General features: G+C 39.2%; 15 protein-coding genes. 7 read left to right on the forward strand and 8 right to left on the reverse strand.

Annotated features, from left to right (window positions below):
* Positions 1-48 precede the first annotated feature (48 nt).
* The 3 genes from CRI9333_RS01085 to CRI9333_RS01095 all read left to right on the forward strand — a co-directional run bounded on the left by CRI9333_RS01085 (position 49) and on the right by CRI9333_RS01095 (position 2,165).
* Positions 49-861, forward strand: coding sequence for an acyl-CoA desaturase (locus CRI9333_RS01085; protein ID WP_015201361.1), 813 nt, complete (start codon positions 49-51; stop codon positions 859-861).
* Between the two features lie 137 nt (positions 862-998).
* On the forward strand, positions 999-1,883 hold the full coding sequence (locus tag CRI9333_RS01090) for a PhzF family phenazine biosynthesis protein (protein ID WP_015201362.1): 885 nt from the start codon (positions 999-1,001) through the stop codon (positions 1,881-1,883).
* A 75-nt stretch (positions 1,884-1,958) separates the two neighbouring features.
* Positions 1,959-2,165, forward strand: coding sequence for a hypothetical protein (locus CRI9333_RS01095; protein ID WP_015201363.1), 207 nt, complete (start codon positions 1,959-1,961; stop codon positions 2,163-2,165).
* Positions 2,166-2,290: 125 nt separating this feature from the next.
* Here CRI9333_RS01095 and lysS read toward each other — a convergent pair whose 3' ends face one another.
* Entirely contained in the window at positions 2,291-3,841 is a 1,551-nt protein-coding gene (gene lysS / locus CRI9333_RS01100; RefSeq protein ID WP_015201364.1) for a lysine--tRNA ligase, read from the reverse strand.
* Between the two features lie 271 nt (positions 3,842-4,112).
* Between lysS and CRI9333_RS01105 the strand changes: the two genes are divergently transcribed.
* The 4 genes from CRI9333_RS01105 to CRI9333_RS01125 all read left to right on the forward strand — a co-directional run bounded on the left by CRI9333_RS01105 (position 4,113) and on the right by CRI9333_RS01125 (position 13,058).
* A complete protein-coding gene (locus tag CRI9333_RS01105; RefSeq protein ID WP_015201365.1) occupies positions 4,113-4,958 on the forward strand; it encodes a M28 family peptidase in 846 nt (281 codons plus the stop codon).
* A 300-nt stretch (positions 4,959-5,258) separates the two neighbouring features.
* The gene (locus tag CRI9333_RS01115) at positions 5,259-6,584 is read left to right on the forward strand and encodes a P-loop NTPase fold protein (RefSeq protein ID WP_015201366.1); all 1,326 of its coding nucleotides are present in this window, start codon (positions 5,259-5,261) and stop codon (positions 6,582-6,584) included.
* Between the two features lie 147 nt (positions 6,585-6,731).
* Complete coding sequence (locus tag CRI9333_RS01120) at positions 6,732-11,834, forward strand: WD40 repeat domain-containing protein (protein WP_015201367.1); 5,103 nt, start codon at positions 6,732-6,734, stop codon at positions 11,832-11,834.
* A gap of 114 nt (positions 11,835-11,948) precedes the next feature.
* Positions 11,949-13,058 (forward strand): ABC transporter ATP-binding protein, encoded by a 1,110-nt coding sequence (locus CRI9333_RS01125; protein WP_015201368.1) that lies wholly within the window; start codon positions 11,949-11,951, stop codon positions 13,056-13,058.
* Positions 13,059-13,166: 108 nt separating this feature from the next.
* Here the strand turns inward: CRI9333_RS01125 and CRI9333_RS26355 are convergent, their stop codons facing one another.
* The 7 genes from CRI9333_RS26355 to CRI9333_RS01160 form a co-directional block, all read right to left on the reverse strand.
* The gene (locus CRI9333_RS26355; RefSeq protein WP_157462219.1) at positions 13,167-13,931 is read right to left on the reverse strand and encodes a hypothetical protein; all 765 of its coding nucleotides are present in this window, start codon (positions 13,929-13,931) and stop codon (positions 13,167-13,169) included.
* Positions 13,841-15,001: a hypothetical protein gene (locus tag CRI9333_RS01135; protein ID WP_015201370.1), complete on the reverse strand. Its 1,161-nt coding sequence runs from the start codon at positions 14,999-15,001 to the stop codon at positions 13,841-13,843. The genes CRI9333_RS26355 and CRI9333_RS01135 overlap by 91 nt, the downstream gene beginning before the upstream one ends.
* Before the next feature lie 175 nt (positions 15,002-15,176).
* Entirely contained in the window at positions 15,177-15,650 is a 474-nt protein-coding gene (locus CRI9333_RS01140; protein ID WP_015201371.1) for a hypothetical protein, read from the reverse strand.
* 161 nt (positions 15,651-15,811) lie between these two features.
* Complete coding sequence (locus CRI9333_RS01145) at positions 15,812-16,348, reverse strand: hypothetical protein (protein ID WP_015201372.1); 537 nt, start codon at positions 16,346-16,348, stop codon at positions 15,812-15,814.
* 276 nt (positions 16,349-16,624) lie between these two features.
* The gene (gene mtnA / locus CRI9333_RS01150) at positions 16,625-17,680 is read right to left on the reverse strand and encodes an S-methyl-5-thioribose-1-phosphate isomerase (RefSeq protein WP_015201373.1); all 1,056 of its coding nucleotides are present in this window, start codon (positions 17,678-17,680) and stop codon (positions 16,625-16,627) included.
* Positions 17,681-17,760: 80 nt separating this feature from the next.
* Positions 17,761-19,671 (reverse strand): 1-deoxy-D-xylulose-5-phosphate synthase, encoded by a 1,911-nt coding sequence (gene dxs / locus CRI9333_RS01155; RefSeq protein ID WP_015201374.1) that lies wholly within the window; start codon positions 19,669-19,671, stop codon positions 17,761-17,763.
* Positions 19,672-19,877: 206 nt separating this feature from the next.
* Positions 19,878-20,147: a hypothetical protein gene (locus CRI9333_RS01160; protein WP_015201375.1), complete on the reverse strand. Its 270-nt coding sequence runs from the start codon at positions 20,145-20,147 to the stop codon at positions 19,878-19,880.
* Between the last annotated feature and the right edge of the window lie 48 nt (positions 20,148-20,195).

The following is a 20,195-nucleotide window of genomic DNA, read 5'->3' on the forward strand; positions in this document are numbered from 1 at the left end:
TAAATAATCCACCATATCAAACTACTCAACTCGTTTTAAGGTTACTGCATGACTGTTGCCACCTCAACCAAACTTCGCACCGATTGGAGCATTATTATTTACATGGCGGCGATTCACCTCGCAGCCCTTCCAGCTTTGTTACCCAGCAACTTTAGCTGGGCAGCAGTAGGCGTTGCTGTGTTATTACACTGGATAACTGGCGGTCTAGGTATTACGCTGGGATATCACCGCCTAGTTACCCACCGGAGTTTTCAGACTCCCAAGTGGTTAGAATATTTCTTCATTTTTTGTGGGACGCTTTCTTGTCAAGGCGGGCCAATTGATTGGATCGGCTTACACCGGATACACCATTTACACTCCGATCATAATGGCGATCCCCATGATTCTAGCCAAGGTTTTTGGTGGAGTCACATGGGTTGGATGCTCCATGAAATTCCATCTAAAGCGGAAATTGACCGTTTTACAAAAGATATTGCTGATGACCCTGTATATCAATTTTTTCAAGTAGCCTTTATTCCTATGCAGGTTGTCTTAGGTCTCCTGCTGTATATGTTAGGCGGTTGGCCATTTGTAGTTTGGGGCGTTTTTGTACGTTTAGTAGTTGTGTTTCATTGCACTTGGTTCGTAAATAGTGCTACCCATAAATTTGGTTATAGTACTTACGAATCAAATGATAATTCCAAAAATTGCTGGTGGGTAGCCTTAGTTACTTATGGCGAAGGCTGGCATAACAACCATCATGCTTATCAATATTCCGCTCGTCACGGTTTGCAATGGTGGGAAATTGATTTAACTTGGATGACAATTCAATTTTTACAGCTACTAGGTTTGGCTACAAAAGTAAAAGTGGCTGAAAAATAATTGTAGTCGAGTAAATTGTGAACTGTAAATTCAGTGATGAGTTTAAATTTTGAGTTAACATTATCAAATGTTAACTCAAAATTTAATATTTATAATCCAAAGTATAAAATTCAGTGATTAACATTAATATTTTAAAAATGAGCAACCACAATTTTTTTATTGTAGATGTATTTGCAGTAGATAAATATACAGGTAATCAATTAGCAGTATTTTTCGGGAGTAACTTCTCTGATGTGGAGATGCAACGCATCGCCAAAGAGATGAATTATTCAGAAACCACATTTATTACATCTACAGAGATGCAAGATGGAGGTTACAATGTCAGAATATTTACCCCTGAGCAAGAAGTGCCATTTGCAGGACATCCAACTTTAGGTACTGCATATATAATTCAACAAGAAATTATTAAGCAACAAGTTAATAACATTACCTTAAATTTGAAAGTAGGTCAGATTCCCGTAACGCCACATTATATTAATGATGAAATAGATGTTTTGTGGATGCAGCAAAAGCTACCTACATTTCATCAAGTTTTGCAACCAGAAGCACTTGCGCCTGTTTTAAATTTAAATATAGAAGAAATTGATCATAAATTTCCAATTCAGGAAGTTTCTACAGGTCTACCGTTTATTATTGTACCTTTAAAAAATCATCCAGCCTTAAAGCGGATTAAAGTTAATAAGGATAAATATTTTGAATTAATTGATAAAATAGAAGCAAAAGCAATACTGGTATTTTGCCCTGAAACTAATCATCCCAAAAATGATCTAAGTGTGCGGATGTTTGCTGATTATTTGGGAGTACCAGAAGATCCAGCAACAGGAAGTGCTAATGGTTGTTTAGCTGGATATTTAGTTGAGCATTCTTATTTTGGTAAAGAAGAAATTGATATAAGAGTTGAACAGGGTTATGAAATAGGTAGACCTTCTTTGCTGTTATTGAAAGCCGAGAAACAGGAAGATCAAATTAAAGTTGAGGTGGGGGGGAAGGTTGTAATGGTGGCTAAGGGAGAATTCGTTTAGGGGGATAATGATGTTGTTCTGATAAAAGCGCAGAAGCAAGTTGAGAAAGTTTTATGGGCGATGGAGGTAAAATAAATGAACACAAAACTTGTTGACTCGATTATCCAATTGATAATGACGCTTCCAGAAAAAGAACAAGAATTATTAAAAGAAAAATTGCTTATAGAAACCTCCGTGCCGTCTACTACTGAATTAATGCAGCTTGCTCAAAAGAGTGCTTCTTTAGATTTTTTATATGAAGAACCTGATTTATACACCCTAGAAGATGGAGAACCTATCTAGTGCATAAAGGAGATATTGTTCTAGTTCCTTGTTACTTAATATTCTTAGTTTAACCTACCAATATTTCACGGAAAGTTGCTTGATAAAGTTCACCCCTCCCCGTTTACAGGGAGGGGGAGGGGTTTTTACTCTTTCACTGGACGCATAGTGGGGAACATCACCACATCACGGATACTTTGAGTATTAGTCAACAGCATCACCAACCTATCAACACCTATTCCCATACCAGCACAATTCGGCATCCCCAAAGATAAAGCATCAAGAAACTCTTCATCCATTGGATGTGCTTCATCATCGCCAGCATTTTTCTGTGCTAATTGTTCCTCAAACCGCTTTCTTTGCTCTCTAGGATCATTTAACTCAGAAAAGCCGTTAGAATATTCTGTGCCATTAATAAATAGCTCAAATCTTTCTACAAAACCTGGCTTACTGCGGTGTCCTTTTGCTAATGGACTAACTTCAACTGGAAAATCAATTACAAATGTAGGCTGAATTAATTTTGGTACTACTAGCTTATCAAATACTGCATAAAGCAAGTAACCTAAACTTTGGGTTTCCAGTTTAGAAATATTTAATCCCAATTGCTCTACCTTACTAATAGCATCGGCTAACTCTAAACTGTCAAAATCTAGATGAGTTTCATCTTTGACAGCTTCTACCATTGTTTTAACTTGCCAATGCTGTCCTTGAAAACCAGGATACTTATCACTGTAATCGTATTTGCGCTCTAAACTAATAGCTTGCCCCTGATATTCAATTTCATTTCCTTTCCCACAAGCAGCAGCAGCATTAATCATGACATTTTCTACAACTTCTAAAATGTCAAAATAATCTGCATAAGCTTGATACACTTCCAAGGATGTAAATTCAGGGTTGTGGGTGCTATCAATACCCTCGTTACGGAATACGCGCCCTAGTTCAAACACCCGCTCAAATCCGCCACAAATTGCTCTTTTTAAGAATAACTCAGGAGCAATTCTGAGATATAAATCTACATCCAAAGCATTATGATGGGTGATAAACGGTCTAGCAGCAGCACCACCATAAATTGCTTGTAAAACTGGAGTTTCTAATTCATAAAACTCGTTGTCAGTTAGATAGCTGCGAACACTTTGGACGATCTTGCTGCGGAGTGCAAAGCGTTGAAAAGATTCGCGGTTAGAAGCAAGATCCATCTCCCGATGACGACGGCAAGTTTCTGGGTCGTTGACTCCATAATATGAGTCGGGGAAAGGAATTGTTGCTTTAGAAAGGATTTTTAATTCCTTTACTTGGATCGATAATTGTCCACGATTTGTACGAGTACCAATACCTTCTGCGCCAATAAAGTCGCCTTCGTCGAGCAATTTTTCTATCTGAGAAAAGGTTAATTCTTTTGTATCAGCTACCCAACTTTTCTCTATTTTTAATTGAATTTTACCAGTAGCATCAAGTAAATCAATAAAGATTAATTTACCACTATCTCTTTTAGCAGTGATTCGACCAGCAACTTTGATCGATAATTCGTTGGGGTCATTTTGACCTTTTTCTAATTCATTTTCTGGTTGACTAAACCATTCTTCTACTTGCTTAACAGTGTGCGATCGCCCAAAAGCCTCACTGGGATACGGCTCTATTCCTTGCTCTCGAAAGCTATCAACCTTAGTCGAACGAACTTCTGCTTCACTCCTAACCATTAATTATCATCCTCTACAAAATATTTAGTTGCAATTTCCTGTTGCCTGCTGTCGCTCGTCTAGTATGTATTAATAGGAGCGTTGAAGTCTATTAGCTAAGGCTTTTAGGCTGCTGGCATAACTAACCGCTTGTCAAGTATATTTTACAAATTTTTACTTACATCTTCTAAAAAACTAGAAAATTATAAATTTATACTAGGCTGATCGCAAAAATTAGATTTTTTTTAACGCCAAGATCGCAAAGGAAGCGCAAAGGGCGCAAAGTAAGAATATGAGTTTGAAGCAGAGTTTACAAGATCATCTGAGTGAAATAGTGCGCGATCGCGATCCTTATATCGCTTCTGCTGGATACTTCTATGTACAGCAGTACATTCAACAACAACTAGAACAATGGGGGGAGGTAGTAACTCATGAGTTCCAGGTGCGGGGCAAAAGCCATAAGAATCTTATCCTGAATCTACCCTCAATTAATCATCAAGCGCAGGCAAGACCACCAATTTTAATTGGCGCTCATTATGATGCTGTACCTGGAAGCCCAGCCGCAGATGATAACGCGACAGGTGTTGCAGTGTTGCTGGAGTTAGCTAAAGCTTTTGCAGCGCAACCGTTAAAATATCCTGTGCGACTGGTTGCTTTTGATATGGAGGAGTATGGGTTATTAGGTAGTGAGGCGTATGCAGAAGAGTTAAAGCAACAGCAGCAACCGTTACGTTTAATGATTTCCCTAGAAATGCTCGGTTATTGCGATCATACTCCTGGTTCGCAACGCTACCCAACTGGTTTGGAACGTTTTTATCCAGATACGGGTAATTTTATTGCTTTAATTGGTAATTTAACGACTATTTTTGACTTAATTAAGCTGAGTCGCCATATTAGTAAAGCTGGAACTCCTAGCCAGATTTTACCAGTACCAAATAAAGGGTTAATGGTACGTGCAACCCGCCTCAGCGATCACTCTCCGTTTTGGGATAGAGGTTATCGGGCGATGATGATTACAGATACCGCTTTTATGCGAAATCCTCATTATCACAAAGATAGCGATCGCATTGAAACTTTAGATTTAGACTTCCTCACAGGTATTTGTCAAGGTTTAATCAAGGGAATACATTCTCTTTAACAATTAACAATTAACAATTAACAATTATCAATTAATAAATAGCTTTCGGATCTGCTTCCTCTGCCCCTCTGCTTCCTCTGCCCCTCTGCTTCCTCTGCTTCCTCTGCCCCTCTGCCCCTCTGCCCCCTGCCCCTCTGCCCCTCTGCCCCTCTGCCCCTCTGCCCCTCTGCCCCTCTGCCCCTCTGCCCCTCTCCGTCACCACTATTGGGGGGTAAATCCCTTCAGTCCCATATATGTATTTACCGTTCATAGTAGAGCAGGACGACTATAGGTCTTGACCCTACACCTTTAAAAAGTAATATGAAACTGGATTTTTCTAGATTTTACAAAGCTTGTAACCCAGCTAAAACTTTAAGTGTAGGAAATCCTGAAGACCGTCAGTATTATATAGATTTTTCCTCAGTACGTGGTGGTAAAATTATTGAGACAATCGGGCGAACAATTACACGGATATCACCCGATGAGCCAACTTGCCAACTATTTACAGGACATATAGGCTGCGGTAAGTCTACAGAGTTGTTACGGCTCAAAAGTGAGCTAGAACAACAGGAATTCCATGTAGTTTATTTCGAGTCTAGCCAAGACTTAGACATGGCGGATGTGGATATTAGTGATATTCTTCTTGCGATCGCACGTCAAGTTAGCGAAAGCTTGGAAAGTACCGATATCCACCTCAAACCTGGGTACTTTTTTAATTTATTTAACGAAGTCAAAGACTTCTTGCAGACTCCAATTGATCTGTCAGCGCAAGCTGAGTTTTCTGTCGGAATTGGTAAAATTACTGCCAAAACTAAGGAAAGTCCTAACCTGCGAAATCAACTTAGACAGTATTTGGAGCCGAGAACAGAAGGAATTCTTAAAGCTATTAATCAAGAAATTCTGCTCAAAGCTACTCAAGAACTCAAGCAGCGTGGAAAAAAAGGTTTAGTTGTTATTGTCGATAACTTAGATCGCATTGATAGCCGAATTGATGCAGGGCGATCGCTCCCAGAATACTTGTTTATTGACAGAGGCGCTCAATTAAGACGGCTAAATTGTCACGTAGTTTATACACTACCACTAGCATTAAATTTTTCTAACGAATACGAAGAGTTGAAAAATCGCTTAGGGGGTGGAGTAGCACCAAAAGTTTTGCCAATGGTTCCGGTGAGAACTAGAGATGGCGGTGATTTTGAGCAAGGAATGTTTTTGCTGCGACAATTAGTGTTAGTACGTGCTTTCCCCGAAGTTCCACCCCAAGAGCGTCAACAGCTAATTACAGAAGTTTTTGATTCTATGGAAACTTTAGATCGAATCTGTCAAATTAGTGGTGGTCATGTGCGGAATTTATTAGGGTTACTTTATAACTGCTTGCAGCAAGAAGATCCACCTTTTTCGCGTCAGTGTTTAGAGTATGTAATTAAGGGATATCGTGATGATTTAGTGCTTTCGATTGAGGATGAGAATTGGGAATTACTTTTCCAAGTAGTACAACAACAAATTGTTAGAGGTGAAAAAGAATTTCAAAGTCTGCTGCGTAGTATGTTTGTTTTTGAATACCGAGACGAGACAGGGCGATGGTTTGGGATTAATCCAGCTTTAGCCGAAACAGACAAATTTAAGTCTTTAACGCAAGCAGTTGTTTAAAGATGATCAGTAGATATGTATTGTAGAGACGTGCTATGGTGCGTCTTTACATTCGCTCTTCATTAGACTTCTTGCAATTTTTTTTATTGGAATTAACCTCAGATCAACCCAGATGAAATACCATAATCGACTTATGCAAGAGGTCTAATGAATAGTGATGCCAATATTTTGCCGATGACATTAAATGCCTCGGAAGAAGTAGCTGCCTTAAATGAGCGATCGCTCAAAACATTAAGCAGAGCAATTACTCTGTCTGAAGGCAGTTTTTCCTTAATTTTGGTACGCTGCAACTATGTAGCTTTAAAGGCGCAGATGTGGCATCGGCTAAAAGAATCATGCGGGATAAAACTGCAAAAGTTGGTTTTGCCACAGTGTGCCAAGACATTATTTACCACAATTAAGCCAGAGATCGCACTTTCCCCGCCTCCAGCATTAATGATTTTTGGTTTGGAGTCGGTAACATCTATCGACCAATTGTTAGTTTCTACTAACCAATTACGAGACGAGTTTCGCACTCATTTTCCCTTTCCGTTGGTGTTGTGGATCACAGAAGAAGTTCTGCAAAAGCTGACGCGACTAGCACCAGATTTTAAAAGTTGGGCTGCTAGTTCAATTAAATTTGAACTTAATCCCAATGAATTGAATGCCTTATGGCATCAACTTACAGACGGACTATTTAGATATTTATTAATTGCTGGCGCTAGTAAATTTGTGCCTAACCAGGCTCTTGATATGGCTCCAGGCGGTCGTAAACGTCAAGAATTAGAGTCTGTGCGCCGAGAATTGTACTCCTCTGGTATGCAACCCCCTCGAGCTTTGGAAGGTACTTACCAATTTGTTTTAGGTCGAGATGCTTATGGGTGCGATCGCATTGATGTCGCTTTAGAGCATTACCAAAACAGCCTTGATTATTGGGAACAGCAAGACCAAACACAAGGAGAAAATCAACAAGATTTAACATTATCTTGTGAGCAAGTTCCTAGCAATCATAGCTGTTGCGAACGGCAAGGAATTTTACTATTTCATCTTGGGTTGTGCTATCGCCGTCTAGCAGATTTGGAACCCGCAAAAAGTTCTAACCATTGGCAAGCAGCTAAAGATTTTTTCTTTGCAGCAGTAAAAGTATTTGAAGGGCAAGAACGACATCAAATTGTTGCTCAGTTAATTACACAAGCAGGTGAAGTACTTCGGCATCTAGAAGCCTGGAAAGAGTTACAAACTCTAGCATTAGAATCATTAACACGGCTGGAAACTTATAACAGCCCGCTTCAACTTGCTCAAGCTAATGGGTTTTTAGCAGAAGTTGCCTTAAAAGCATCGAAACCAGTAGAAGCATATCAAGCAGCACAAACTGCTTTATTTATTCTTGCCAATTTTATTGGCGACTCGCAAACGGGAACTGAAAAACCACTTCATCATCGCAGTTTATATTTACTACTGTTAGCTAAAGCTGAAAGACAGATGGATCAGCATTTTGTAGCTATGACTCATCTAGAACAAGCTCACGAAGACACTGAACCGCAGTATGAGCCACAAATTTATCTTGATATTTTAGAAGAACTGCGATCGCTCTATTTTGAACAAGGTCGATATTTACAAGCTTTTGAAATTAAGCAAGAACAACGCTCTATTAAGCAGCAATATGGCTTCTCTACCTTTGTCGGAGCTAGTCCCTTACAGCCACAGCGTCGTCCTACAGGCATAACTGGTAACAATCACGTACAAGTAGCCCAAGAAATTATCGCCGCAGATCGTACAAAAGATGTCCAGCAACTAATTAGCCGCATTAGCCGCAATGATTATAAATTAATTATAATTCACGGTGCTTCTGGTGTTGGTAAAAGTTCCCTGATTAATGCAGGTTTAGTACCAACCCTGGCAAATCGAGTGATTGCTGCTAAAAAAGCTTTACCTGTTGTTCAACGAGTTTATACAGATTGGGTTGTAACTTTAGGGCGAAGTCTAGAGTCATCACTAATTAATGTTGGTTACTCACTTGTAAGTCCACGCGATCAGCTAAATTCACTGGCGGGGATTGTGCGAGAGTTGCGTATTTTAGCATCCCGCAATATTTTAACGGTACTAATTTTTGATCAATTTGAAGAATTTTTTTCGATTTGTACGACGGCTTCGGAACGACAGGAATTTTATGATTTTTTACGCGATTGCCTGAATTTTCCTTATGTAAAAGTTATACTCTCTCTCCGAGAAGATAATTTACATTATTTATTAGATTTAGAGCGACGAATTAATTTAGAGGCGATTAATAACAACATTTTAGATAAACAGATTCGCTATACCCTTGGCAACTTTTCATTAGAAAATGCCAAAAATATTATTAAAAGCTTAACTGAAGGGTCGCAATTTCCTTTAGAACCCGCTTTGATTGAGCAAGTAGTAAAAGATTTAGCCGTTGAATTGCATGAAGTACGTCCAATTGAGTTGCAAGTAGTAGGGGCGCAAATTCAATCTGAAAAAATCAAAACCTTAGAACAATACTGGCAACTTGGTGTTTGTCCAATTTCAATTTTAGTAGCGCGATCGCTTCAAGATGTGATACTAGATTGTGGCTACAATAACGAAGACGCAGTTTGGTCAATTTTGTTTTCTTTAACTGATCAAAGAGGTACGCGCCCCCTCAAAACGTGGTCAGAATTGTTAAGTTCAATACCAATACTAGGAAGTCCAAGACGGCGAGCGACAGATAAGTTAGAAGAAGATAATAAATTAAGTTCAAATCACCATGCCTTTAACACTTTTCCACCTATATTAAAGCGGGGTATTAGAGCAGGAAAAAAGAAAACGGTAGAAAACCCACAACTAGAATTAATTTTAAAAATTTTAGTGGGTTCAGGTTTAGTTTATTGGGTACGAGAAGAACCCGAAGATCGCTATCAATTAGTTCACGATTATGTAGTTGAGCCGATTCGCCAAAAATACAACTCGCGTCTGCAATTTCAGCTAGCTACTAAAATCAAAAAAAATGAAATTGAGCTAGTGCGAGTGCGTAAACAAAGATGGCGAGCAATTGCTCTTGGTTTGATTATGGCAATGTTAGCAATTGCTGCTAGTGAATTTGCTTGGCGTGCTGAGACGCAAAGAAAATTAGCCCAAAATATGCGTACTAATGCTGAATTAATTGCCTTGAGTGCTTCTTCAGATGCACTATTTGTCTCCAATAAAAATTTTGATGCTCTGATGGAAGGTTTAAGGGCAGGTATACGTCTTAAGCAAGAATTAATTAAAAGTAATCATTCAATATTAACAATTTCAGACTTAGGCATTAAAACAGCTTTGAACTCATGGAATTTTGAGCAAAATTTTCTCCCATTGCCAGATAAAATTGAATCAGATACTCAACTACAAGTAGTAACAGCACTTGAGCAAGCAGTTTACGGCATCAGAGAGCGCAATCATCTAGAAGGGCATAAAGATGTCGTCTTAGATGTCAGTTTTAGCCGTGATGGGAAAATGATTGCTTCTGCAAGTCGTGACAAAACTGTGAGGGTTTCCCGTCCTGATGGCACTTTACTTAGTATTCTGATTGGTCATCAGGAAAGTATTACTAGCGTAGCATTTTCACCTGATAGTAAGCTGATTGCTTCTGGAAGCTGGGATAAAAGTATAAAATTATGGCGACCAGACGGTAGTTTGGTCAGAACTATTAAAACAAATCAGGGCAACATCTATCGAGTTAATTTTAGTCCTGACGGAAAACTAATTGCTAGTGCTAGTGGGGATGGCACAATTGATCTCTGGACAATCGAAGGTAAGTTATTAAATAGCTGGGTAGGTCATAAAGGTATTGTGACTTGGGTGAGTTTCTCTCCAGATAGCAACGTAATTGTTTCGGCTAGTGAGGACACAACAGTTAAGCTTTGGAGTCCGGCTGGGAAATTGCTGAAAACTTTAACAGGTCATGGTGGAAAAGTTAACAGCGTTAGTTTTAGTTCCAATGGTAAGCTGCTTGCTTCTGCAAGTGATGACAAAACTGTTAAAGTTTGGAGTTTGAATTCTACAAATTTTAGGAAAAATTCACTAAAAACTCAACTTTTGGATACACTTAAAGGACACAAAAACTGGGTTTTAGGTGTGAGTTTCTCTCCCAACTCACAGGTAATTGCTTCTGTTGGGGAAGATAATACTGTCAGATTATGGAATAGCAACGGACAGGCGTTAAAAGTGATGCAAGGACATAGCGATAGTGTGACTGGTGTTGCTTTTAGCCCCGATGGTGAAACAATTGCTTCTGGTAGTTATGACAAAACTGTTAAATTGTGGAGACGCACAGGTAACTCACATACTGTATTAAGAGGTCATACAAATGCTCTTAATGATGTGAATTTTTCTGCTGATAATCAAATGATTGCTACTGCTAGTCGTGATAAAACTATTAAACTTTGGCAACGAGATGGAACTTTGATTGCTACTTTGAAGGGACATAAAGACAGAGTTTATAGTGTTAATTTTAATCCCAACTCTCAAATACTTGCTTCTGCTAGTAAAGATAAAACTATCAAACTTTGGAGTCGCCAAGGGACTTTGATCAAGACATTAATAGGTCATGGCGATGCAGTTTTGGATGTTAAGTTTAGTCCTAATGGGCAAATGATTGTTTCCGCTAGTCGAGATAAAACAATCAAAATTTGGGATGCGCTTACGGGGAAGTTGATCAAAACTATTAAAGGTCATAGCGAGCGCGTTAATGCGATCGCTTTCTCTCCTGATGGTGAAATATTTGCTTCTGGTAGTGATGATAATACTGTCAAACTTTGGACTGCTGACGGTTTGTTAATTAAAACTTTAAAAGGGCATAATGGCTGGGTTTTGGATGTTAGCTGGAGTTTTGATGGTCAGCTATTGGCATCTGCTAGTTATGATAATACCGTGAAACTTTGGGATCGAAACGGCGTAGAAGTTAAAACAATGAAAGGTTCTACTGATAGTGTCGCTCATGTTCGTTTCAGCCCATCAGGTAAAATTTTGGCAACAACCAGTTGGGATAATCGGGTGCAACTGTGGCGTTTGGATGATACTTTGCTGAAAACTTTACAAGGACATCGAGATCGCGTCAGCACTATGAATTTTAGCTTAGATGGGAAGGTTTTAGCGTCAGGTAGCCATGATAAAACAGTAGTTTTGTGGAATTTAGATTTAGATGATTTACTTAAGCGTAGTTGCGCTTGGCTAGGTGATTATCTTAAGAACAACCCAAAGGTAAAAGATAGCGATCGCCATCTTTGTAATTAACAATTAATAATTAACAGCCGACCGTGTTTGATGATAATTTTAATTCATTTTTATTGACTTTTGATGTTTGATTTGTTAGAATAATCAATTTATTGATAATTATTAATTAAAAAAGTGGCAAGTGTTAAATTAGAAAATATTACTAGAAAATTTAATAGTTCGGCTGCAATTGAAAACATTTCTTTTGAAGTTCCTGATGGGGAATTTTGGGTGTTGGTGGGACCATCAGGTTGTGGTAAGTCAACAATTTTAAGAACAATTGCAGGGTTAGAAACTGCTACGAGTGGTAATCTTTATATTGGAGATGTGCTAGTAAATAACATCCCCGCACGACAACGCGATGTGGCGATGGTATTTCAAAATTACGCTCTTTATCCGCACATGACAGTAGCCCAAAATTTGGCTTTTGGACTACAAATGCGGAAATTTGACGGTAAAAAAATTCAAAAACGAGTGGAAAAAGTAGCGCGATCGCTCGATATTTTCCATCTCTTAGATCGCAAACCAAAGCAGTTATCTGGGGGACAGCAACAACGGGTAGCATTGGGGAGAGCGATCGCCCGTGAACCGCAAGTATTTTTACTTGATGAACCTTTATCTAATTTGGATGCCCAATTACGAGATGATACTAGGGCAGAATTAAAAGAATTACATCATCGCGTCGGTATTACTACTATTTATGTCACCCACGATCAAGTAGAGGCAATGACTTTAGCTGATCAGATTGTGATTCTTAATCAGGGTAAAATTCAACAAATTGGCGCTCCTCAATCAATTTATGCACGACCAACTAACAGAATGGTGGCAACTTTCTTAGGTAGCCCACCCATGAATATTTTGCCAACAACTTATCAAGATGGTTGGTTAAGAGTGGGTGAGCAATTTATAGCTTGTCCGCCCAGTTTTAAGGATAAATTAAAACTAAACGATGGGCAACAATTAGATTTAGGTATTCGCCCAGAGAATATTGAAATAATTGAACCGCAGCCAGTAAGAGAAAGTCAAGAAGATGAGGCTAAATTAGTCGTTGATGTGAAGGTTGTGGAACCTTTAGGGCGGGAGATTTTGGTGCGTGTAGCTGTTCCTCAGACAGGTGTGGTGATGAATATACAAGCGCCTGCAAATTGGCGGGGAAATGTGGGCGATCGCATTTATGTTAAACTCGATCTTAATCAACTATTTATATTTAACATCACTACAGGCGAGACAATTTATCCGTTATAGCATGATGAAATGGTGCAGATAGATATCTGATTAACCCATTGTCAATTGAATTATGTATTAGATATCTCCAATAAGGAATGTAGAGACGTTGCATACAACGTCTCTACTTCAATTCTCGCCTGATTTATTAAATAAAATAATTTTAATTAAAAGATAAGCAATATAAGCCAAAAGCGTGTTACCTTCAGTTTTCTCAAATAAAGAATGCCAATCTTGTCTAGCTACAAATGAATCGTAGTCTATACAAGTGTCATCCATGTAAAAATAAAGCTTATTTTCATTATTTTCATCTATCTCATCAGAATGTCTCACTACCTGTAAGCCACTCACCTCTATTACTAAATCTTGGTGGAGGGCTAATCCTGCTACAATCTCATCTTCATCATAAGCTAGTGGAGCAATTTCCAAAAACTTGCTAATAGTTGCTTTTAACTCATCTTGAGTAGTAAGCCCACTATCTTGTTGAAGAGTTTCTAGCATACTCGGTATATGATATTCAGGATTGCAGCAAAAAGTATCTGAATTAAAAACAGGATTTCTATCTTCAGCCCCACCACTATCATTTTTGATTACTGTGTCATCCCAAAACTCTAGCACATATCGTGAATGTTCTTGATGAGTAGCTGCTAACTCATGCAACCACCCTACTATTCCATTGAAATCATTACTATAAAAAATGTCGTCGTACTCTTGCAGGAACCAGCAGTTTATGAATTCATTTAAATATTCATCTAACCATTTCTCTTCAGTATTATTATAGCTTCCATCAAGCCTCCAATAGCCTACGTCATAAATATGATAATTTCCTTGCTCATAAATTTTAAAAAATCCGATGTATAAGGAATAAATAAAAAGCCTTCTTGATTTAACCAAGATTGAAAATATACAAAATTAGCAGCCAATTCGTTCTTAATTAGATCTTTGTGTTGATCACTTATATCGTTTAGTTGTAAATCATTATATTCTATGCTAATAATACGGCATCCTTCCTTAAATCTATATTTCCTATCTTCATCTTCATCTCCATATTCATATTTAAATTTCCCCTTTTGTACAACACCTATAACTCTACTCTCAGTAGCACCGTAAAAACTCAAACTATCGCCTTCAAAATCATGCCATCTGAAATCAACAAGTTCATCTGCAATCGCTATTATTGGCAATCCGCAGTCTGATCTAAAAGGGATATGAGATGGCATTTTCCCAAGCATATTGAGAACCAGACATTTGCGAGAATCATTAGGCAATGATTCTGTCTGAGCAATTTCAGATACAATTGCATTTGCTATACTTTTGGGAGTATTGGGATTATTAATAACCAAATAACGTACTAGCCAATTTTCATGTTTTGCCAGTTTCTCTAATGTAGTTAATGAGGTGTTGATGTGGCTGGCAATTTGATAATCATTACCGATTTGTTCTACATCCAAGTAGGGGTCGATTTCCGTAACTATTGCCCATTTTTCTCCCGACTCTCTGATATCAGCTAGTAAATCTTCTGGTGCGTTGGGATTCCAGGCAATATTTTCTAGTACCAGAGGTGATTCTTCATCTTCCTTGGCTGCTAATTTCCTCAGTACGCTTACTGGAACTTGGGGATTTGCTGCTAGATAATAACGAACTATTACTGATGAAGATTCTGCTAATTTTTTCAATAAACTTTCTGGAGCATTGGAATTACTTACTACATACTCAGGACATATTTTTGCTAGTTGTGTTAAAACCTTAGCGGGTGTATTGGGGTTGGTAGCTACATAACGAGGTGCTACACTTGCTAATGTTGTTAGTACAGTTTTGGGCGTATTAACATTTGCAGCGACAAAAACACGCACTTTTTCCTCTGGATCATTAGCTAATTCTTTGAGAACATTTTTTGGTGTTTCTGGGTTTTTCGCTATAGCAATACGTTCTAAAATGCTGATTTCTTCTGGTGTGTAATTCATTTGTTTCCTTTCTGTTAGCTCAGATGGGATGCGGAAGCTTTTATAGTAGTAGAGACCGACAATTATCGGTCTCTACATCCTGCTTCAATGTTTACAAGGGTGGAAAAATAGATGCGTGTCCTAACTGCATTTACGGTTGCTATAGGTGGAAATCACTTAACAACTAGAGTAATGCTTAAACACGAATTATGATTTCTATGGCATTAACATCAACACCAAAAACTTTCGCTAAATCACTTTTTGCTTTGTTAATAGTTAAAGTTTTTAACAGTGGTTGAAAGTCTACTTTATCAAGACTTTTACCAAGCTTTTCTTCAAATTCTTGAATTTCTTCATCACTAAAGTAGTGGACAGGATTTTGCCATCCTTTCCAAACATTGGAGATATTAACAAGAGCGTACTCACTGATCTTGATCATCCATCTGTGTGGGGCTATTTCCTCTGGAGAGGGAACGACATCACTTATTTTTCCGATTAGGAAGGCGGAACCTTTTAGTTCGCTATCTTTAGTGGAGCAGCAGCAAATTAGGTAGTCACATTGTTTTGCTCTGTCAGGATTTAAATCCCAACTAAAGGAACCGCCTTGACGAAGGATATTTTCAGCCGGATAGCCTTCAAAGACCACAAGTGCTTTTTTGGAGTCGCTCATAGGAGTCCTCGCTTTCGTTATGTATATACTTTAAGATACTTTTTTAAATATGTCAAGTACTTTTTTGAAAGTATTGAAAGTATTATTGTGACTGGCTTTAAGGAGTTTTTGGCTTGTCCAACGATCGCATCTGGGAGGGGCGATCATGATTAGAGTAACGCTTAACCGCGAATAATGATTTCTATAGCATCAACATCAACACCAAAAGATTTCGCTAAACCAATTTTCGCTTCCTTAATAGTTAAAGGTTTTACATCCCGCTCTAACTCAGGCTCCGCTTCTGGTTTCGGTTCTCCTTTGGCTTTCATCATTGGTTGAAAGTCTAACTCATCAAGACTTTTCCCAAGCTTTTCTTCTAATTCTTGAATTTCTTCAGAATCGAAGTAGCGGACAGGATTTTGCCATTTTTTCCAAACATTGGGGATATCAACAAGCGCGTACTCACTGAACTCAATCATCCATCTCTTTTGGGTTGTTTTCTCTGGATCTGGAGAGGGAACAATATCACTTATTTTTCCAATGAGGAAGGCAGAATCTTTTAGTTGGTTATCTTGAGCGAAAGAGCGACAGCAAATTAGGTAGCGACATTGTATTGCTACGTCACGATTTAGAACCCAGCTAAAGGAACCGCCTTTACTCAGGATAGTCTCAGTCGGATAGCGGTCATACACCGCAATTGCTGTCTTGGGTTTGCTCATAAAGATACGTTTATTTGTTTACTCTAATACTTTATGACATTAAAAAAGTATCTATTTTTATAAAAAAGTATCCGAAAGTACTAATAAAATAAGATTAAGGTATTTTCATAAAAATACTACACATTCGTAGTTGGGCGGGTTTGGAAAACTTATCTGTCTAACGCTTGGGTTATCTTTGCAACCCGCCCCTACAGGCATATCTGTGGCACTCAAATCTCCCCCTCCCCTTTATAAGGGGAGGGGGCTGGGGGGGTGGGGTAATGCGTTTTGACCTACTTAATTGCTCTGAAATTGTTTTAATTGATTGGGTGGTACTGCCCCATGTTCTGTAATAATTGCTGAGATTAATTCAGCAGGGGTAACATCAAAAGCTGGGTTGTAAAATTCTACGCCAGTTGGACAAATAACAGTATCGCCAATTTGATAAATTTCGGATGGGTGACGTTCTTCAATGGGAATTTTATTGCCGTTATCTAATTCAAAATCAATTGTAGATAAAGGCGCAGCAACAAAGAAAGGAACATTATGAGCTTTAGCAACAATGGCTAAACTATATGTGCCTATTTTATTAGCAGTATCACCATTAGCGGCAATGCGATCGGCACCTACAACGACAGCATCAATTAAACCTTGCTTCATGCAATGAGCCGCCATATTATCGGTAATAACTGTAACAGGAATTCCTTCTTGTACACATTCCCAAGATGTTAGCCTAGCTCCTTGTAAGCGGGGGCGGGTTTCATCAGCATAAACCCTTGCTAAACGCTCTGCACGCCAAGCAGAACGCACAACACCCAAGGCTGTACCATAACCAGCAGTGGCTAATGCTCCTGCGTTGCAGTGAGTTAATAGGCACAATTTATCTGGTTTGCTGGGTAAAACTTTTAATCCTGCATCGCCGATCGCTTGACAAGTTTGGATGTCTTCAGCGTTGATTTTTTTAGCAGTTTCAAGCATTACCTGCTTGAGATAGTCTACTGATCCTATAGTTTGAGATGCGGTTTTTTGCATCTGTGCGATCGCCCAAAACAAATTAACTGCTGTCGGACGAGTTTGCCTTAACATTTGGGCAACTTGTTCGAGACGAGTTAAAAACTCATCTCGGTTATCTGTTTCAATTTCCCGCGCCCCTAAATACATCCCATAAGCTGCTGCAACCCCAATTGCAGGTGCGCCTCGGACAATCATAGTTTTAATCGCTTGCGCCATATCGTCGCTGCGACTAATTTCCACAAATGTATACTCAGTTGGCAACTTATTTTGGTCAATTAATAAAACTCGATCTTCTTTCCAAATAACGGGATATACCTGATTCGTACTAAGTGTAATCATATCAATTAACAATTTAAGTTATTTCCACCCAACTTATCAGTTAACAGTCAACAGTCAACTGTTAACTGATGTAGTTGGTTTTAACTACTCACAGCAGATAATTGTTGGCTAAAGAAAGCGGTTCGGATTCGAGCAGCAATTTGAGCAGGCGTTAAACCTAAAGCCACTATGGATTCTTCTGGTGTAGCATGATCTACTAATATATCGGGTACACCTATACGTTGGAGTGGAACGACAACATTATTATCTAGTAAGCTTTCTGCGATCGCACTTCCAAACCCACCTATTAAACAACCTTCTTCTAAAGTAACAACCTTACCTATTTTTTGGGCTAGAGGTAATATCAACTCGGTATCCAAAGGTTTAGCAAAACGGGCATTGACTACAGTAGCTTCAATTCCATGTTCGCTCAATAATTCGGCTGCTTGCATTGTTGGGTAAACCATCGAGCCATATCCCAACATCAATACATCGTCGCCCTGGCGCAGAATTTCAGCTTTACCTATAGGTAATGTTTCCCATCCTTCCTCCATTAACGGGACACCGTAACCGTTGCCGCGAGGATAACGTAGGGCAATGGGTCCATCAGTATACTCAATGCCTGTAACGAGCATTTGTTGAAGTTCGGCTTCATCTTTGGGAGCCATTAGAACTATATTTGGAATGCAACGTAGGTAGGCAATATCATACATTCCTTGGTGAGTAGGACCATCCGCGCCAACAATTCCAGCCCGATCCATACAGAAGAAAACGGGTAGTTTTTGGATGCAAACATCGTGAATTATTTGATCGAATCCACGTTGTAGGAAAGTAGAATAAATTGCTGCTAAGGGGCGCATTCCTTCACAAGCTAAACCAGCAGCTAAGGTAACGGCGTGTTGTTCAGCAATACCAACATCAATATATTGCTTTGGTAGTTTGGCTTGGAATTTATCTAAACCTGTGCCAGTTGCCATTGCTGCGGTAATGGCAACAATTTTGGGATTTTCTTCTGCCAGTTTAATTAAAGTTTCCGCAAAAACTTTAGAGTAGCTGGGAGGTTTTGGTTTGCTAGATGGGTTTGGTTTGCCAGTGGCAAGGTTGAAAGGAGATTGCGCGTGATAGCCGACTTGATCTTGTTCTGCGATCGCATAACCTTTACCTTTAACTGTCACCACATGAACTAATACCGGACCTGTAATTGTATGTGCTTGCTTAAAGGTGTTAATTAGTTCTTCTAAGTTATGACCATCCACAGGTCCCATGTAGGTAAAGCCGAGTTCTTCAAATACCGCGCCTACTTTGGGAACCGCTAAACGTTTCATCCCTTCCTTGACTCGTTCGAGTTCTGGGGTCAGAGAATCGCCGACAAAGGGAATATGTTTAAATTGTTCCTCTAAATTATCTTTGAGAAACTGTACTGGGGCGCTCAGGCGCATTTTATTTAAATATCGCGGAATTGCACCAACGTTGGGAGAAATTGACATTTCATTGTCATTCAACACCACCAGCAACTTTGTTTTGGGCAAATGTCCTGCGTGGTTAATTGCTTCTAATGCCATACCGCCAGTCAGTGCGCCATCCCCAATGACTGCTACTGATTTAAAATTTTCGCCATTAAGCTCTCCCGCAAGTGCCATTCCTAAAGCTGCGGAAATGCTCGTAGAAGCGTGACCAGCACCAAAATGGTCAAATTTGCTCTCACACCGTTTTAAGTAGCCTGCAACACCGTCTTTTTGGCGAATTGTGTGGAAACGATCGTAACGTCCAGTAATTAGTTTGTGCGGATAAGCTTGGTGTCCGACATCCCAGATTACTTTGTCGCGATCCAAGTCGAGAGTCTGGTATAAAGCTAAAGTTAACTCGACTACACCCAATCCTGGTCCCAGATGACCACCGCTTGTAGCTACGGTTTGGAGATGCTTTTCGCGTATTTGACGGGCAATTTGCTCAAGTTGACGAATCGACAAACCGTGCAACTGATTGGGATGTTTTATTTCACTTAGGTGCATTCCTTTCTTATCCTCTGGATCGCTATCGGATTTTTTTAAGGTATCAGCCTATCAGCAACAGTATCTTGCTTCCTTTACTCTTTGGCACTGCAAGTAAGATGGCTGATTGCCGATCGCTTTCATCTTTTACACTTTAAGGGATCTAATGCTTCTAATCACCATTAGCGATGGAATTGTTCCTATTGCTAAGTTATATAAAATAATTATCAAAAATCATCTAATTGATCTAGTTGTTCGCGATCGGCAAATTCTGAGGGAGGGCGATCGCTACTCCAAGCCCACCACGCGCTACCACAGTGGCATTCGTAAAATTCTTGCCACTTACGGCGATAATCATCTGTAATTACAGGCGATCGCCGATTTATCCACACCCGTAATGCTTCGGTAACACTTGCATGGCACTTGGGACAGCAAAATTCTGTCGCATGAGTTGCAGACTCAATCCATTGGGGCGGGTTAGGGCTAAAAGCATCCATCGTTTTATAATTCCTATGAACAAGCCATCTTGACCAGCAAATAAAGTC

It is taken from the genome of Crinalium epipsammum PCC 9333, assembly GCF_000317495.1.
Classification (GTDB): domain Bacteria; phylum Cyanobacteriota; class Cyanobacteriia; order Cyanobacteriales; family PCC-9333; genus Crinalium; species Crinalium epipsammum.

What these genes read in the sequence shown, in the direction of transcription:
- CRI9333_RS01085 (WP_015201361.1), top strand. Translation starts at nt 49, where the DNA reads ATGACTGTTGCCACCTCAACCAAACTTCGCACCGATTGGAGCATTATT.
- CRI9333_RS01090 (WP_015201362.1), top strand. Translation starts at nt 999, where the DNA reads ATGAGCAACCACAATTTTTTTATTGTAGATGTATTTGCAGTAGATAAA.
- CRI9333_RS01095 (WP_015201363.1), top strand. Translation starts at nt 1,959, where the DNA reads ATGAACACAAAACTTGTTGACTCGATTATCCAATTGATAATGACGCTT.
- lysS (WP_015201364.1), bottom strand. Translation starts at nt 3,841, where the DNA reads ATGGTTAGGAGTGAAGCAGAAGTTCGTTCGACTAAGGTTGATAGCTTT.
- CRI9333_RS01105 (WP_015201365.1), top strand. Translation starts at nt 4,113, where the DNA reads ATGAGTTTGAAGCAGAGTTTACAAGATCATCTGAGTGAAATAGTGCGC.
- CRI9333_RS01115 (WP_015201366.1), top strand. Translation starts at nt 5,259, where the DNA reads ATGAAACTGGATTTTTCTAGATTTTACAAAGCTTGTAACCCAGCTAAA.
- CRI9333_RS01120 (WP_015201367.1), top strand. Translation starts at nt 6,732, where the DNA reads ATGAATAGTGATGCCAATATTTTGCCGATGACATTAAATGCCTCGGAA.
- CRI9333_RS01135 (WP_015201370.1), bottom strand. Translation starts at nt 15,001, where the DNA reads ATGAATTACACACCAGAAGAAATCAGCATTTTAGAACGTATTGCTATA.
- CRI9333_RS01140 (WP_015201371.1), bottom strand. Translation starts at nt 15,650, where the DNA reads ATGAGCGACTCCAAAAAAGCACTTGTGGTCTTTGAAGGCTATCCGGCT.
- CRI9333_RS01145 (WP_015201372.1), bottom strand. Translation starts at nt 16,348, where the DNA reads ATGAGCAAACCCAAGACAGCAATTGCGGTGTATGACCGCTATCCGACT.
- mtnA (WP_015201373.1), bottom strand. Translation starts at nt 17,680, where the DNA reads ATGATTACACTTAGTACGAATCAGGTATATCCCGTTATTTGGAAAGAA.
- dxs (WP_015201374.1), bottom strand. Translation starts at nt 19,671, where the DNA reads ATGCACCTAAGTGAAATAAAACATCCCAATCAGTTGCACGGTTTGTCG.
- CRI9333_RS01160 (WP_015201375.1), bottom strand. Translation starts at nt 20,147, where the DNA reads ATGGATGCTTTTAGCCCTAACCCGCCCCAATGGATTGAGTCTGCAACT.